Annotated in this window: 17 protein-coding genes and 2 tRNA genes; 7 read left to right on the top strand and 12 right to left on the bottom strand. The window is 59.6% G+C overall.

Annotated features, from left to right (window positions below):
• Positions 1-42 precede the first annotated feature (42 nt).
• The 7 genes from ACNQFG_RS03505 (at position 43) to ACNQFG_RS03475 (ending at position 4,352) form a co-directional block, all read left to right on the top strand.
• Positions 43-708, top strand: coding sequence for a potassium channel family protein (locus ACNQFG_RS03505; protein ID WP_423406016.1), 666 nt, complete (start codon positions 43-45; stop codon positions 706-708).
• A complete protein-coding gene (locus ACNQFG_RS03500; RefSeq protein WP_423406015.1) occupies positions 705-1,136 on the top strand; it encodes a PH domain-containing protein in 432 nt (143 codons plus the stop codon). The genes ACNQFG_RS03505 and ACNQFG_RS03500 overlap by 4 nt, the downstream gene beginning before the upstream one ends.
• Positions 1,133-2,512: a PH domain-containing protein gene (locus tag ACNQFG_RS03495; protein ID WP_423406014.1), complete on the top strand. Its 1,380-nt coding sequence runs from the start codon at positions 1,133-1,135 to the stop codon at positions 2,510-2,512. Before ACNQFG_RS03500 ends, ACNQFG_RS03495 begins: the two co-directional genes overlap by 4 nt.
• Positions 2,509-3,165, top strand: a complete 657-nt coding sequence (locus ACNQFG_RS03490; protein ID WP_423406013.1) for an HAD family hydrolase — start codon at positions 2,509-2,511, stop codon at positions 3,163-3,165. The genes ACNQFG_RS03495 and ACNQFG_RS03490 overlap by 4 nt, the downstream gene beginning before the upstream one ends.
• Before the next feature lie 108 nt (positions 3,166-3,273).
• The gene (locus ACNQFG_RS03485; RefSeq protein WP_423406012.1) at positions 3,274-3,942 is read left to right on the top strand and encodes a hydrolase; all 669 of its coding nucleotides are present in this window, start codon (positions 3,274-3,276) and stop codon (positions 3,940-3,942) included.
• Between the two features lie 169 nt (positions 3,943-4,111).
• Positions 4,112-4,188: transfer RNA gene (locus ACNQFG_RS03480), tRNA-Met, on the top strand.
• Positions 4,189-4,280: 92 nt separating this feature from the next.
• A tRNA-Glu gene (locus tag ACNQFG_RS03475) sits at positions 4,281-4,352 on the top strand.
• Positions 4,353-4,631: 279 nt separating this feature from the next.
• On the opposite strand, the gene serS is transcribed toward ACNQFG_RS03475, so the two are convergent.
• The 12 genes from serS to ACNQFG_RS03415 form a co-directional block, all read right to left on the bottom strand.
• Complete coding sequence (gene serS / locus ACNQFG_RS03470) at positions 4,632-5,963, bottom strand: serine--tRNA ligase (protein WP_005937144.1); 1,332 nt, start codon at positions 5,961-5,963, stop codon at positions 4,632-4,634.
• Positions 5,964-6,049: 86 nt separating this feature from the next.
• On the bottom strand, positions 6,050-6,922 hold the full coding sequence (locus ACNQFG_RS03465) for a ParB/RepB/Spo0J family partition protein (RefSeq protein ID WP_423406011.1): 873 nt from the start codon (positions 6,920-6,922) through the stop codon (positions 6,050-6,052).
• Between the two features lie 4 nt (positions 6,923-6,926).
• Positions 6,927-7,778 carry a ParA family protein gene (locus tag ACNQFG_RS03460; protein WP_423406010.1) on the bottom strand — a complete coding sequence of 284 codons (852 nt, stop codon included), beginning with the start codon at positions 7,776-7,778 and terminating at the stop codon, positions 6,927-6,929.
• A gap of 275 nt (positions 7,779-8,053) precedes the next feature.
• Positions 8,054-8,848 (bottom strand): ParB/RepB/Spo0J family partition protein, encoded by a 795-nt coding sequence (locus ACNQFG_RS03455; protein ID WP_423406009.1) that lies wholly within the window; start codon positions 8,846-8,848, stop codon positions 8,054-8,056.
• Between the two features lie 157 nt (positions 8,849-9,005).
• Positions 9,006-9,713, bottom strand: a complete 708-nt coding sequence (rsmG, locus tag ACNQFG_RS03450; RefSeq protein ID WP_423406008.1) for a 16S rRNA (guanine(527)-N(7))-methyltransferase RsmG — start codon at positions 9,711-9,713, stop codon at positions 9,006-9,008.
• A 118-nt stretch (positions 9,714-9,831) separates the two neighbouring features.
• Complete coding sequence (gene mnmG, locus ACNQFG_RS03445; RefSeq protein ID WP_423406007.1) at positions 9,832-11,709, bottom strand: tRNA uridine-5-carboxymethylaminomethyl(34) synthesis enzyme MnmG; 1,878 nt, start codon at positions 11,707-11,709, stop codon at positions 9,832-9,834.
• A 2-nt stretch (positions 11,710-11,711) separates the two neighbouring features.
• On the bottom strand, positions 11,712-13,082 hold the full coding sequence (mnmE, locus tag ACNQFG_RS03440) for a tRNA uridine-5-carboxymethylaminomethyl(34) synthesis GTPase MnmE (RefSeq protein WP_423406006.1): 1,371 nt from the start codon (positions 13,080-13,082) through the stop codon (positions 11,712-11,714).
• Positions 13,083-13,262: 180 nt separating this feature from the next.
• Positions 13,263-13,514 carry a phage holin gene (locus ACNQFG_RS03435; RefSeq protein ID WP_423406005.1) on the bottom strand — a complete coding sequence of 84 codons (252 nt, stop codon included), beginning with the start codon at positions 13,512-13,514 and terminating at the stop codon, positions 13,263-13,265.
• 19 nt (positions 13,515-13,533) lie between these two features.
• A complete protein-coding gene (locus ACNQFG_RS03430) occupies positions 13,534-14,304 on the bottom strand; it encodes a peptidoglycan recognition protein family protein (protein WP_423406004.1) in 771 nt (256 codons plus the stop codon).
• A gap of 1 nt (position 14,305) precedes the next feature.
• The gene (locus ACNQFG_RS03425) at positions 14,306-14,713 is read right to left on the bottom strand and encodes a phage holin family protein (RefSeq protein ID WP_423406543.1); all 408 of its coding nucleotides are present in this window, start codon (positions 14,711-14,713) and stop codon (positions 14,306-14,308) included.
• 178 nt (positions 14,714-14,891) lie between these two features.
• Positions 14,892-15,017, bottom strand: a complete 126-nt coding sequence (locus ACNQFG_RS03420) for a CD1375 family protein (protein ID WP_423406003.1) — start codon at positions 15,015-15,017, stop codon at positions 14,892-14,894.
• 50 nt (positions 15,018-15,067) lie between these two features.
• Complete coding sequence (locus ACNQFG_RS03415) at positions 15,068-15,175, bottom strand: CD1375 family protein (protein ID WP_423406002.1); 108 nt, start codon at positions 15,173-15,175, stop codon at positions 15,068-15,070.
• Between the last annotated feature and the right edge of the window lie 16 nt (positions 15,176-15,191).

Below are 15,191 nucleotides of genomic sequence, written 5' to 3'. Positions count from 1 at the left end.
CGGCGGCAAAAAGATAAACTTTAAGTAATATCGAGGTTTTGTATGAAAGTTTGTATTGCCGGCGGCGGGCGCGTGGGGCGGTATCTGGCCCAGAGCCTGCTGGCCAACCACCATTCCGTCGTCATCATCGAACCGGTGGAAGCGCAGTGCCGGATGCTGGCCGACCAGCTGGATATCCCGGTGATCTGCGGCGATGCCATCAGCTTTGACACCATGCGCACGGCCGACGTTGCCAGCTGCGATGCCTTTGTGGCCGTGACCGGTGCGGACGAGAACAACCTTGTTGCCTGCCAGATCGCAAAGCGGGAATTTGGCGTGAACCGCACCGTGGCCCGGGCCTCCAACCCCAAGAATCGCGAGCTGCTGCACACCTTAGGTGTGGACACCGTAGTGTGCGGCACCGACAACCTGAGCCACATCCTTGAGCGCGAGATCGAGACGGATACCATCCGCCAGCTGCTCTCGTTGGGCGGCGGCACTGCCAGCCTGAACGAAATTTTGCTGCCGGAGAACTTCCTCTACGCAGGCAAGGCCATCATGGACATTCCCATCCCCGGCGATGCCATCCTGGTCAGCATCACCCGCGATGCGGAGTTCATCATCCCCCACGGCAACACCACCCTGCTGCCATGGGACCGCATCCTCTGCCTGACGCAGGATGACACCCTGCACCTGCTGATGGATGCCTGGGGCCTTTCCGACAAATGACCGAACGTGACCTGCTGCGCACGGCGCTGATCATCCCGCCCAAGGGCCGGGCCGTGCTGTGCGTCTGGGCAGCAGCCGCTGGGCTGTTCCTTGCGCCGTTCGCCTTCTGGCAGAGTGTACCAGCCGGGGCAGTCTTCTGCCTGCTCTGGGCCATGCTCACGGCCTTGCTGCGGGCGCGGGCCTGCAGCTATGCTGCCGTGCTGGGGGAACACACCCTGACCATCTATGCCGGCATCACCTTTCCGGTGCGGCGGGTGGTGCCCCGCCGGGCCGTGACCGGTGTCCAGCAGTTCCGCTCGCCGCTGCTGCGGCTGGCCGGAGCCACGGTGCTGGTCATCTCGGCTCCCGGCGCACGGGTGCTGCTGCCTGCCGTGCCCGCCACGCAGGCGGCGGCGCTGGCCTGTGCCCTTGCGGAGGACGCCCCATGACCGAACATCGTCTGCACCCCTTTGCCGCCCTGCGGGTCCTCCGCAAAACGCTGGTGCTCTATCTGGTGCCGCTCCTCCGTGTGCTGTTTGCCCGCAACTGGGCGGCGCTGCGGGCAGCGCTCCGGCAGGATCTCATCCTCTTTCTGCTGGTCTGTGCGCTGAGCTGGCTCATCCTCCACGCAAGCAGCTGGTCTTTGGATGAAAGCGGCACCTTCTGCCTCCACTGGAAGCTCCTGTTCCGGTTCGACCGGACGGTGCGGGGCGCTTCGTTGGCAGCCCTGACCATCGAACGGCCGTTTTATTACCGGCTGGCCGGTGCCAGCCGGGTGACGCTCTATCCTGTGGGCGAACCGAAACAGCGCACCCTGACCCTCTGCCTCCGCCGGGCCGATGCGCAGCATCTGGCCGACCAGCTGCTCCCCATCGAGGCCCCCAGCCTGCACCGGCCCAAAGGCGGCGAGCGGGCTGCGCTGGGGCTGCTGGGGGCCAACAGCCTTTCCACGCTGGCGCTCTTTCTGCTGGCCATCCGGCAGACGCAGCAGGGCCCGGACCGCTATGAGCTGGCCTTTGCGCAGATCAACTTTCTGGCCGGGCTGGCGGCGCGGTGGCTGCCCGCCGGTGCGGCCTGGCTGCTGGCCTTCTCCGGCTTTCTGCTGGGGCTGAGCCTGCTGCGCAGCTTTGTGCAGACGGTGCACTACGAGGTCTGGCACACCAGCACCCAGATCGGCAGCCGCGGCGGCTGGCTGGACCGGTTCGAGTGCCGGGTGAAGAGCGACCAGATCAGCTTTGCCGACGTCCGCCTTTCCCCCTTTGCCCGGCTGATGCGGCGCTGGCCGGTCTTCGTGACGGCGGGCAGCTGCTCGCCGGAGCTGCCGCTCTTCGTTTACCGTTCCGGGGAGGAAGCGCTTTTCCGGGAGCTTCTGCCCGAATTTCGGATGCCGCCGGACCTTCTGGCCCGGACAGAACAGCGCAGTCTCATCTTTTTTGCTCCCGCCGGAGCACCCTTTGCCCTCTGCGCCCTGCTCACCCTCATCTCCCGCTCCACCCTGCCCGGCCTGACCGTGACCCTGCTGTTCCCCACCTTTTTCTTTGCGGCAGGGCTGGCGGGCGGCGCGATGGGCTACCGCCGGGAGGGGGTCTGGCTGCGGGAGGGGCGTCTGACCCTGCGGCGGCAGCGGGGCATCTATCTGCACAGCATCTGCGTCTTCCATCCGGACATCTGCCTGACGGCCCGGCAGTCGCCCTGGGCCGTCCATGCAGACCGCACCAATCTGACCGTCGCCTTCCCCGGCTTTGTCCGGCTGACGGTGCGCAGCATCCCGTGGCGGGACGCACAGAAATGTTTTGAATTTTTGGAAAGAAGTCGAATCTTATGATAAAAACGATCCTTTTTGATCTGGACGGCACCCTTCTGAACACCATCGACGACCTTGCCGATGCAGGCAACTGGGTGTGTGCACAGCATGGCTGGCCCACCTTTACGGTGGAACAGTTCAAGCACATGGTGGGCAACGGCATCCCGAAGCTGGTGGAGCGCTTCTCGCCGGAAAATGCCCGCACGCCGGAGCAGCTGGCGGCCACGCTGGCCGAATTCACTGCCCGGTACGACGCCCACAAGGAGGACAAGACGGCCCCCTATCCCGGCATCCCGGAGCTGCTGGACGCCCTGAAGGCCGAAGGCATCCAGACCGCCGTCTTTTCCAACAAGGCCGACCCGCTCTGCGGCAAGATCATCGCCCACTATTTCGGCACCGGTCGGTTCGAGCTTGTCCGGGGCAGCCGCCCGAATGTGCCCACCAAGCCTGACCCCACCGGCGTCTATGCCCTGATGCAGGACCTCGGTGCAGAGGCCGCCAGCACCCTTTTTGTGGGCGACAGTGATGTGGACATCCTCACCGGACACAATGCCGGACTGCCCGCCATGGGCGCGCTGTGGGGCTTCCGGGGCGAAGCGGAGCTTACCGCAGCCGGAGCCGACGCTCTGGCCGCCGTGCCGATGGACATTCTGGAATTTGCCCGGAGAGGGTGATCTTTGTTTTCATAAAGTTTACGGGCAGTTCATTGCATTCCGGGGCCTTCTTTCTTATAATTTGATTCAAATTTGAATCACATCGGAATCATCTGGAGGTATCCCCCTATGGCAGCTGAAAAGAAAGCATCCCCCAACGTCGAGAGCCGCCTGCGCCACAACATCCTGAAAATGCCGCAGGAGGTCTATCAGGCCAGCGGCATCGTCATCAACGGGCGGCGGCTGAAGAGCTTCGTCTTCACCACCGACCTCGCCATCATCCGCAACTGCGATGCCGACGCCGTCTTCGCCGTCTATCCGTTCACGCCTCAACAGGCCATCAGTGACGCCATCATCAAGGCCTCTTACATCCCGGTGTTCTGCGGCGTGGGCGGCGGCACCACCCACGGTGTGCGCACCCTGAACCTGGCCCGCGACGTCGAGAGCCAGGGTGCCATGGGCGTCGTGCTCAACTCCCCCATTTCCGACCTGAATCTGCTGGCGGTCTCGCGGGTGGTGGACATCCCGGTCATCATCACCGTGACCAAGGCGGACACCGACATCCGTACCCGCCTCGATTCCGGTGCATCCATCCTGAATGTGGCTTGCAGCACCGACACGCCCCGCATCGTGAAAAAGATCCGCGATGCGTTTCCGGATGTCCCCATCATCGCCAGCGGCGGCAAGACCGGCGAGAGCATCTCGGCCACCATCGCCGCCGGTGCCAACGCCATCACCTACACTCCGCCGTCCCCGGCCATCCTGTTCAAAGAGATGATGGAAAAGTACCGGGAGTGACGGCACGGAAAACGCCCCATGTTCGAGCGGCTGCGGCAGTGCAGCCGCTCGTTTTTCGGGCTGTACCGGAGATCTGAAAAAAATTTGATTTTTTTAGAAATAATTGTTGACAAACAGGCGAGTTCTGGATATAATAATAGAGCACTGTTCAAGTGCACAAACAATATGTGGCGGTATAGCTCAGTTGGCTAGAGCATTCGGTTCATACCCGAAGTGTCACCGGTTCAAATCCAGTTACCGCTACCACTTTTACAGAGTTTCGCTAAGGTTAGGGGGACGGTCGTCTGCAGTAGTGGACGATGGAAGTCGGAGGTTTTAGCGAAGCTCTGTATTTCTAAGGCCCGTTGGTCAAGCGGTTAAGACACGGCCCTTTCACGGCTGTAACATGGGTTCGATTCCCGTACGGGTCATAAAAGCGTTCAAGCAAAGGCTTGAACGCTTTTATTTTTTGCCCGCACGGGAATCGAACAGGGCGGCGGTGCGAAGCACCGTAAGCAATCAGCCCAGTGGGCTGTTGCTTAGTGCGCGGGTCCTAGCGTACCAGGAATATCTACGAGGCGAGACTGCCGTGAAGAAATCGTCCCCCATCAACAGCAAACACCCCGCTCGATCGTCTGCGTCAGCAAACGGTAAAGCGGGGTGTTTTCAACATCTTATTGCGTTGCTGTGGAAAACTGTGTGGTCAGCTCTCAGCCCTTCTTGTGGGTGGGGACCATGACCTTCAGGCCGCCCATATACGGCTGCAGCACTTCGGGGATGGTCACGGTGCCGTCGGCCTGCAGATGGTTCTCCAGGAAGGCGATCAGCATACGCGGAGGTGCCACGCAGGTGTTGTTCAGGGTGTGGGCCAGATAGGTCTTGCCGTCCTTGCCCTTCACGCGGATGTGCAGGCGGCGTGCCTGTGCATCGCCCAGATTGGAGCAGGAGCAGACCTCGAAGTACTTCTGCTGGCGGGGGCTCCATGCTTCGATATCGCAGCTCTTCACCTTCAGATCGGCCAGGTCGCCGGAGCAGCAGTTCAGCTGACGCACCGGGATCTCCATGCTGCGGAACAGCTCCACAGAGTTCTTCCACAGCTTCTCGTACCAGTCAGCGCTCTCGTCGGGGCGGCAGACCACGATCATTTCCTGCTTCTCGAACTGATGGATGCGGTAAATGCCGCGCTCCTCGATGCCGTGAGCGCCCTTTTCCTTGCGGAAGCAGGGGCTGTAGGAGGTCAGGGTCAGGGGCAGAGTGGCCTCGTCCAGAGTCTGGTCGATGAAGCGGCCGATCATGGTGTGCTCGCTGGTACCGATCAGGTACAGGTCCTCACCCTCGATCTTATACATCATGGCATCCATTTCCGGGAAGGACATGACACCCTGCACCACGTTGCCGTGCATCATGAAGGGAGGGATCACATAGGTGAAGCCCTTGTTGATCATAAAGTCGCGGGCATAGGCCAGCACAGCCTCGTGCAGGCGGGCGATGTTGCCCAGCAGATAGTAGAAACCGTTGCCGGCCACGCGGCCTGCAGCGTCCATATCGATGCCGTCGAAGCTCTCCATGATCTCGGTGTGGTACGGAATGGGGAAATCGGGCACCACAGGCTCACCAAAGCGCTGTGCTTCCACGTTGTAGGTATCATCCGGGCCGATGGGCACGCTGGGATCGATCATCTGCGGAATGGTGTACATGATCTCCTGAATGCGTGCGGACAGGGTCTCTTCTTCCTTTTCCAGTTCAGCCATCTTGTCGGCGTCGGCCTTGACGGCGGCATTGTTGGCATCGATCTGAGCCTGCAGCTCAGCCTTCTGTGCCTCATCGGTGCACTTCTTCAGCTGGCCGAACAGGGGGCCGTTGGCCTTGCTCAGCTTGTTGCGGGCAGCCTTGAGGGCTTCCACTTCCTTCAGGCATGCGCGGTACTTGGCATCCTTCTCGATGACCTCGTCCACCAGCGGGAGCTTTGCATCCTGAAACTTCTTCTTGATGTTTTCCTTGACAGCGTCCGGGTTTTCACGGACAAATTTGATATCAAGCATGATTGACTCTCCTTGCTCTATTTCGGTTCGCACAGAAGATCCCCTCCCCTGTGCCGTTCAAAGACGGTCGCCCGCCTTGGATCGCTTTATTCTTCGTTCTGGTACTGTCCCAGCAGGTTGGCAAAGGCCCGCAGCTGTTCATCGGAATAGAAATGCACGGTCAGCCTGCCCTTGCCGTCGTGGTAGGCCACGTTCACCTCGCTGCCCAGCACCTGCTTGAGGCTTTCTTCCACCTCCACCGGCAGGGTGCCCCGCGGCTGGGGCTCTCTGGGCTCCTTTGCGGGCTTTGCCAGCTTTTTGCACAGTGCCTCGGCTTGACGCACATTCAACTGGTTGTCCGCAATGATCTGCGCCGCCTGCTCCTGCAACTCCGGTGTGGGCAGGCTCAGGATCACCTTTGCGTGGCCGATATTGATAAAGCCGCTTTTCAGCAGTTCCAGCACGTTTTCCGGTAGGTTCAGCAGGCGCAGGCTGTTGGCCAGTGCGCTGCGGCTCTTGCCCAGCTTCTGTGCCGCCTGCTCCTGCGTCAGGCCGCAGCGGGTCATCAGCTCCCGGATGCCGGTTGCTTCTTCCACCGGGTCCAGATCCTCGCGCTGCAGATTTTCCACCAGAGCCAGCTCCATGGCCTGCTCGTCGCTGACTTCCTTAATGACCACCGGCACATCGTTCAGCCCTGCCATGCGGCAGGCACGCCAGCGGCGCTCACCCGCCACGATGCTGTAGCCGCCGGACACCTTGGGCCGCACCGCGATGGGCTGGATGAGGCCATGTTCAGCGATGCTGGAGGCCAGCTCGGCCAATGTCTCGTCATCAAAGGTCTTGCGGGGCTGGTCGGGGTCAGGCTCGATCTCCCGCAGCGGCAGGGTCTCGATCTTTGCATTGTCGGGCTCAAAGCTGGGCGAAACGTCCTCGAACAGACTTTCCAGCCCTCGGCCGAGGCCCCCTCTTTTCTTTGCCATCTCCTTATACTTCCCCCTGCTTTACTTCTTCCAGCGCATTTTTCGGTTCGGCGGGTGCACTGCTGCCCTTGCCGCGCCGTTTGGCAGGCTCGTGCGGGCGGTTGTTCTTGACAAATTCGATTGCCAGATCCATGTACGCTTCGCTGCCCTTGCCCTTGGGTTCATAGAAATTGATGGGCTGGCCGTAGCTGGGCGCCTCCGAAATGCGGATGGAGCGCGGGATGGTGGTCTTGTACACCTTGGAGCCGAAATACTTCTGCACCTGCTCCACCACCTGCACGGTCAGGTTCAGGCGGCCGGAGAACATGGTGAACACCACGCCCTCGATATCCAGATACGGATTGTACTTTTTGCGAATGGTCTTTAAGGTGCTGATCAGCTCCGAAAGACCCTCCAGCGCGTAATACTCGCACTGCACCGGAATGAGAACGCTGTCGCAGGCACTCAGGCCGTTCAGCGTGAGCAGGTCCAGACTGGGCGGACAATCGATAAAGATGAAGTCATAGTCCTTCTGCACCTCGGCCAGCGCCTTGCGCAGGCGGCTCTCACGAGCGGGCAGGTCGATCATTTCCAGACTGGCACCGGCCAGACGGGTGTTGGAGCCGATGACATCGGTGCGGTACTCGGTCTTACGGATGGCCTGCCGGGCGCTCGCCTCGCCGATGAGCATCTCATACGTCCCCAGCTCGACGCTGCGCTTCGGGATGCCGTAGCCGGTGGTGGTATTGCCCTGCGGATCAAGGTCTACGATGAGCACCCGCTTGCCCAGCGCCGCAACGCAGGACGACAGGTTGACGGCGGTGGTGGTTTTGCCAACGCCGCCCTTCTGGTTCGCAATTGCTACAATTTTTGCCACGCGCGTTTTCTTCCTCTCAGGAAAACTTTTTGTTCCACATGGAACATTCGAGGTCGGGCCGCCGTTTTCCCGTCTGCGGACCCCTTTATTCTTTAGTATAGCACATCAGCGCGGCTTTTTGAACCCGATTCTTTATAATTTTACGCGAAAACGGCCCCGCATTCGCAGATTTTGCTTCCTCCGTTCGATTTTTTCAAATTCTTTCGCTTCCCGGCGCGTTTTTGCTATTGTTTTTTCGGCTCCGGATGTTCCACATGGAACAATTCTGCCCTCCCCTATTTCTGGGCCGCAGCAGTTGGGATGCGGACGGTGTACTCAATGTAGCCGTCCCGCTCCTCCCGGTGGGCAGTGGCGGGCACACCATTATCGGTCATCAGACGGATGGCATGGTCGATGGTGTTCACAAAAATACGCACATCCTTGACCATCGAGATGCGGTGCTTGCCCTGCGACGTCTCGTTCAGCAGTTGGTCGATGTAAAGGTCGGTCGCGCGGGCGTTCATCTTCCGCTTGGCGATCATGATGAGGGCTTCACTGCGGCGGTTCTCCGGCAAACGCAGCACCGCCCGGGCATGGCGCTCCGTGAGGTTGTTGTCCAGCACGAACTGCCGCTGATCGGCGTTCAGCTGCAAAAGCCGCAGCTTGTTGGCAAGGGTGGGCTGCGCCATGCCCAGACGTTTGGCGGCCTCGGCCTGGGTGCAGTCCCACAGCACCATCACATCCTTTAAGCCCTGCGCCTGCTCAAAGGGGTTCAGGTCTGCGCGCTGGATGTTTTCCAGCAGGCCCAGCGCGGCGGTGCGCTGGTCGGTGAAGTTGCAGACGATGGATGGAATGGTCCCCATCTTCGCCAGCTTGCAGGCGCGGAGCCGCCGCTCACCCGCAACCAGTTCATAGCCGCTGTCGGTCTTCCGCACCGAGATGGGCTGCAGCAGACCATTTTCTCGGATGCTCTGGGCCAGCCCCGCAAGCTCCTGTTCATCGAAGGTCGTGCGCGCCTGATACGGCGAGGGATGGATGTCTTCCACCGGGAGCTGCACGATCTTTCCAGCGGATCTTCTACGTTCAAACATAAAAATACCCCTTTCACCAAAGTATGCGCTTGTTTTCAACAATTTCTCAGGAAAAGGTGGAAAACAAGCCTCGTTCTATCCCCAGTGTACCAGAAAACAAAACACCCTGCCAGAAGTTTCGTTCGGCAGGGTTTTACAAAATTCTATCGGTATTTCGTTATTTCAACGGGCTTTTCGCAATTTTTCCGCCGTTTCTGGGGTAGGCTGTCGGAGTCTGCGAAATCTTTTTGCACAGGATCAGGGTGCGGGTGTCGCCGCCCGGAAGGTGCAGAGTGCGGGTCTCTTTGTACTCGCCGCCCAGCTTTTTGATGGCACCGCGCGCTGCGGCCAGTTCTTCCTCACCGGAAGAGCCTTTCATGGCGAGGAAATTGCCGCCCACCTTTACCAGCGGCAGACAGTATTCGGCCAGCATGGGCAGCGCGGCCACTGCACGGGCCGAGGCCAGATCAAACTGTTCACGCCACGCCTTGCGGGCGGCTTCCTCGGCGCGCTCCTTTGCAAACTCCACGCCGGTCAAGCCCAGCTGTGCACAGGCGTACTTCAAAAACTCCACCCGCTTGCCGGTGGGCTCCATCAGGGTCAACTCCAGTTCCGGCTTGTAGATTTTGGTCACGATGCCCGGGAAGCCTGCGCCTGCACCCACATCCACCATGCGGCCCGCCACTTCCGGCTGGCTGGCAAACAGCAGGCTGTCGAGGAAGTGCTTATCCTCGATCCCCTCGGGGTCGGTGATAGCGGTCAGGTTGACCTTCTGGTTGTAGTCCACTAGAATTTCGGCAAAGGCATCCAGCTGGTCCAGCTGGGTGCCGGTGAGGGTGATGTTCCATGTGGAACATTTTGCTTCCAGTCTGTTTTTGTCGATCATCGTTTGTTCCTTTTCGTTTCAGGTGTTTCGCGTGTTCGGACGGGTCATTCCCCGGCGAGCTTTACGTAGGTCGGTGCATGGTGGCTTCTCCTTTTAGGAGAGGCCCTGGCATTCTCTCTCAATCTTTCCGGGGGCCTGCGGCCAGCGCGATGCTCAGCTGCGCCACATCGGAGGGCGATACGCCCGGGATGCGCCCCGCCTGACCGAGGTTCTTCGGCCGGATGCGGGCCAGCTTTTCGCGGGCTTCCAGTGTCAGGCCGGTCAGGTCGGAATATTCAAAATCATCTGGGATCAGGGTCTTTTCGTGCCGGGCCACGTCCCGGATCATCCGGTCCTGCCGGGCAATGTAGCCCGCATACTTAATCTCGGTCTCCAGCCGTTCGGCCAGCATGGGGGTGATCTCCTCGCCCCAGCCGATGACACCGGCCAGCAGCGGATAGCTGATCTCCGGTCGGCGCAGCAGCTCTTCCGCAATGCCGCCCTCGGCAGCAGGGGCAAGACCGGCCGCTTCCATGGCGGCGCGCAGGTCTGCGGTGCGCAGATGCGTCTCGTGCAGGCGGCGGCGCTCCGCTTCCAGAATGCTCTGGGTATGCTGGTACTTGGCCCAGCGGTCATCCTGCACAAGGCCGTATTCCCTGCCGATGGGGGTCAGCCGCTGGTCAGCGTTGTCCTGACGCAGGGTCAGGCGGTACTCGCTGCGGCTGGTCATCATGCGGTAGGGGTCCATGACCCCTTTGGTGACCAGATCGTCCACCAGCGTGCCCAGATAGCTGGTGTGGCGCGGCAGAATGAGCTGCTCTTTGCCCAGCGCATTGCGGGCGGCGTTCAAACCTGCCAGCAGGCCCTGTGCGGCGGCTTCCTCGTAACCGGAGGTGCCGTTGAACTGGCCCGCACCGTACAGTCCCCGCACCACCTTGCTTTCCAGCGTGGCTTCCAGACTGGTGGGGTCCACGCAGTCGTACTCGATGGCGTAGGCCGGGCGCATGATCTCGATGTTCTCAAACCCTTTGATACTGCGGTAGAAGGCATTCTGCACATCCTCCGGCAGGCTGCTGGAGGCACCCTGCAGATACATCTCTTCGGTGTTCTCGCCGCAGGGTTCCACAAAAATGGGGTGGCGGTCCTTGCCCGCAAAGCGCACCACCTTATCCTCAATGGAGGGGCAGTAGCGCGGGCCGACGCCCTCGATCATGCCGCCATAGAGCGGGCTGCGCTGGATGTTATCCAGAATGATCCTGTGGGTCTCGGGGTTGGTATAGGCGATCCAGCACTCCACCTTGTTGTGCATGGGTGCATCGGTCATAAAGCTGAAGGGCTGCAGCTCATTGTCCGGGTCGCCGGGCTGGCATTCCAGCTTGGAAAAATCGATGCTGCGGCGGTGCACCCGGGCAGGGGTGCCGGTCTTGAACCGGCGCAGCGGCAGCCCGGCAGCCTTCAGGCTGTCGGTCAGGGCGTTAGCGGCGTGCATCCCGTCCGGGCCGGAGGCGTACCACGCATCGCCCACAAAAATTTTGCCGCCAAGGTTCGTGCCGGTGGCAATGACCACGCATTTGGCGCTGTATTCCCCGTTCAGCTGGGTCACAACGCCCTTCACACGGCCGTTCTCGGTCTCGATGCTCACAACCTCAGCCTGATGGATGGCAAGGCCGGGCGTGAGTTCCAATGCATGCTTCATATATTCATGGTAGCGCTTGCGGTCGGTCTGCACACGCAGGGCGTGCACCGCCGGGCCTTTGCCCTTGTTGAGCATCCGGCTCTGCAGATAGGTGGCATCTGCAGCAAGGCCCATCACGCCGCCAAGCGCATCCAATTCACGTACCAGCGTGCCTTTTGCCGTGCCGCCAATGCTGGGGTTGCAGGGCATGTTGCCAATGGCATCCAGACTCATGGTAAACACGGCCGTTCTCGCGCCCAGCGTTGCAGCCGCATGGGCCGCTTCAATGCCCGCATGGCCTGCGCCGATCACAATGACGTCATAATCTCCTAAGTGGTTCATTTTTACTTTCCCACACAAAATCGTTCAAATACTTCGTTGATGACCGCTTCCGACGCATTTTCGCCGGTCAGGTCACACAGGGCATCCAGTGCATCATCCACGCAGACCGATACGGCATCCAGCCCGAATCCGCCCGCTGCAGCCTCCAGCGCACCGGCGACCGCTTCCCGCGCACGGGTGGCGGCGGCAAGCTGCCGCTGCCCCGAAAGGCTGGCAGCGTGGGGGTCGATCTGGTTCGTGCCCAGCAGCCGCGCCACCGCCGAGGCGATGAGCTTCCGTGCCCCCTCCTCCTGACAGCACACCGGCAGCACCATCGCGAAATAGGGCGCGATGACCTCCGCGTCGAACCGGGTCGGCTTGTCCTCCTTGTTGATGAGGGCAATGGCCGGGCGGCCCGCACACTTCCGGGCCAGCGCAAGGTCCTCCCGCGTCAGCGGCTCCGAACCGTCGAAGACGGCCAGCACCAGCCCGGCCTCCTCCAGCTTTTTCCAACTGCGGCGGATGCCCTCGGCTTCAATGGCATCTTCAGTCTCGCGCAGACCGGCGGTATCGAACAGATTCAGCTGGATATCCCCCAGCTGTACCGCCTGCTCCACCACGTCACGGGTGGTGCCAGCCACCGGCGTGACGATGGCCCTATCGAACCCGGCCAGCAGGTTGAGCAGTGTGGATTTGCCCGCATTTGGTCTGCCCACAATGGCGCAGTCCACACCTTCGCGCAGAACGGCCCCGGCATCGTAGTTCCGGATGAGGACATCCAACTCGTCCTTCACGCTGCCCAGCACGGCTTGCAGATGGTGTTCATCCAGCTCCGGCACATCCTCTTCGGGAAAATCCACCCATGCGGCCAGATGGGCCTGCAAGCTGGTCAGGGCCTCCTTTTCGGCGGCGATCTTTCTGGCCAGCGCACCGCCCAGCGCGGCATTGGCCAGCGCGGCACCCTGACGGCCATCCGCCGAGATCAGATCCATCACCGCTTCGGCCTGCGTCAGACCCAGCTTGCCGTTCAGGAACGCGCGGCGGGTGTACTCGCCGGGCGCGGCAGGCTGAGCACCGGCAGCAAGACAGGCTTCCACCAGACGGCGGGCCACGGCGCTGCCGCCATGGCAGGAAAGCTCCACCACGTCCTCGCCGGTATAGCTGTGGGGCGCGCGGAAAAGCAGGGCCACCCCCTCATCAAAGGCTTCGTCCCCTTCCAGAAATGTTCCGAACAGGGCAGTATATCCTTTGGCCCCGGCCACAGTCCGGTCCGGGTTCGCGGGGCGGAACACCCGCGCCGCCACGGCGTAGCTCTCCGGCCCCGAAAGGCGCACGACGGCAATGCCGCCTGCGCCCGGTGCTGTTGCAATGGCTGCAATGGTCGAATCCTGCATCTGTGTCCCCTCCCGCTGGTTTGAATCAAAATTTATTGTACCATAAATTTGCTATCTTGTACACACCGCACACCGCCTGAAAACACTGAAAAGTTCAGTGTTTCAGTTGCCGTGAATCGGTGCATTTCGGTGGTATTTAGTAACAAATTAGAAACACGGCACAGACATCAAACGTGCAGATCAGTGAACCTGATTCTTCAGGCGTTCCAGTTCTGCGTCTGCCTGGATTGCAGCCTGAGTGAAGCTGTTGTTGTTCCACCAGCTGATCAGCGCGGCCACGGTGGTGATGCCGGCGGTCACCAGCTGTTCCACAGTCTGACTTTCGATAGGCAGAACCGGCTTGCCAAGGGCAGACAGTACCTGATTGGTCAGTGCCAAAAGCAACACGGCAGTCCGTGCCAGAGTGCCAGTAGAAATTTTGTAATTGAACATTGTGTCCTCTCTTTCTCTTTTAACCCACGGTATTCAGAACCGTGCAGTAGTTGCTATTCTTCAGCCAGATCCAGCCAGCACCAGACTTCAGCTTGCCCCAACCATCTTTGACTTTCACGATGGTGAACACGCCGGTTCCGGTGAACTTGCCGGTGGTGTTGTTTCCCATACTGGGATTTTTGCGGATGTTCAGATCTGACACAGTGACCTTGACCTGAAACGGAACTGCCGGGAATCCGGTCTGACTGTTAGTGGATCCACTAAGCTGTGCAGTGACCTGTGCAGCCAGATCACCCAGTCTGCTATAAAGCCAGTCACCAGGACAAGACTTGTTTGCAAACCAGCGGTGAACGGTGATGACCATTTCATCCGCTGCCGGGTTATAGGCAAGGGTCTTTGCCTTGTCCCCAAACCACAGCAGTTTCTTCTTGCCATTACGCTTGCAGATGTCCACACACAGCTTGACCAGGGACGTATAAACAGCGTTGGTCATAGCGAAGGGTTCAGACTTGTCTGAAGCACATTCGATGGTCACAGCCCGCTGGTCATTGGCATTGCTGGAACTGCACCAGGAACGGTTCTTTTCCTCAACACACAAGGAAATGCGTCCATCCTTACCAATGCCATAGTTGCAGCTTGCGTTCCTTCCTGCCGGGAAGCAGTCACAGATGGTTTCACAGGACAGCTGCCCAACAACACAGTGCGGGGTGATCCGGTCAATGGCATGGGTGCGCTGACCGGAATGGTTTGGTGACAGTTTGGTGTAGCAGATCAGTCCTGAATTTCCCATATCAGTCACCTTCCTTTTCAGACTTCTGCTTCAGCACATCAATAGCCTTGGTCAGTGCTGCCGGAATCGGCAGTCCCATCAGACCGGCATTTTCAATGATGCTGATGCACTCATTCACAATGTAGGCAATGACCACAGCATCACGGACAAAGCTGGTTCCCATGACAAGATCCAGTCTGCAAGCGATCAGCACCATCAGAAGGGTCATGCCCTTCCTGCAAAGTCCCTTCCATCCGGCACGGCTTTCCAGTGCGCCGGTCTTGGACTTTCCGCTGTTGTGAAAAACACCTGCCACGATCAGACCGGTGATGTAGTCAACACCCATGAAAATAAGTAACGTAGTCAAAGCAGAATCCCACCCCCCAAACAAGGAAGCAACGAAGCTGCCAACAATCCCAATGATCACCATAAAATCATATTTCATATTGCACCTTCCTTTTCATTGTCTGTGAACACATAGAACAGCACTGCAATCAACAGATCACAGTGCTGTTCATGTTCACCTTGTCGTTTTGCCGTCTGGTGGCTTCATATAAGCCCATATAACGGTCTTTGTGTGTTACCTGATAGTTTCCTTGTCTTGCTGTTTACTCAGCCAGTTCAGGGCAATCCAGGTCAATCAGGACTTCCTTCACCTTGTCCTTGATCTTGTCAGGGACATCAGCAAAAGTCTTTTTGCCTTTGATGATCAAAGTTGCATAGATGACTGCCATTGTGTTCACATCCTTTCCGAATAAAATTTTTATGATCAGCTGATGAAGCATCAGTTGTCACCGTCCAGAAGTGCCTGAACTGCATCCTTCAGCTTGTCCGGCACATCATCAATGGTCTTGATACCCTTGCGGATCAGATCTGCATACACCTTTGCCATATTGGTTCACCTTCCT

Origin of the sequence: Faecalibacterium prausnitzii, from assembly GCF_049532945.1 — a bacterium.
In the GTDB taxonomy this organism is placed as follows: domain Bacteria; phylum Bacillota; class Clostridia; order Oscillospirales; family Ruminococcaceae; genus Faecalibacterium; species Faecalibacterium prausnitzii_N.
Note: the sequence above shows the minus strand (reverse complement) of the source record. Positions and strands in the feature narration are given on the sequence as shown.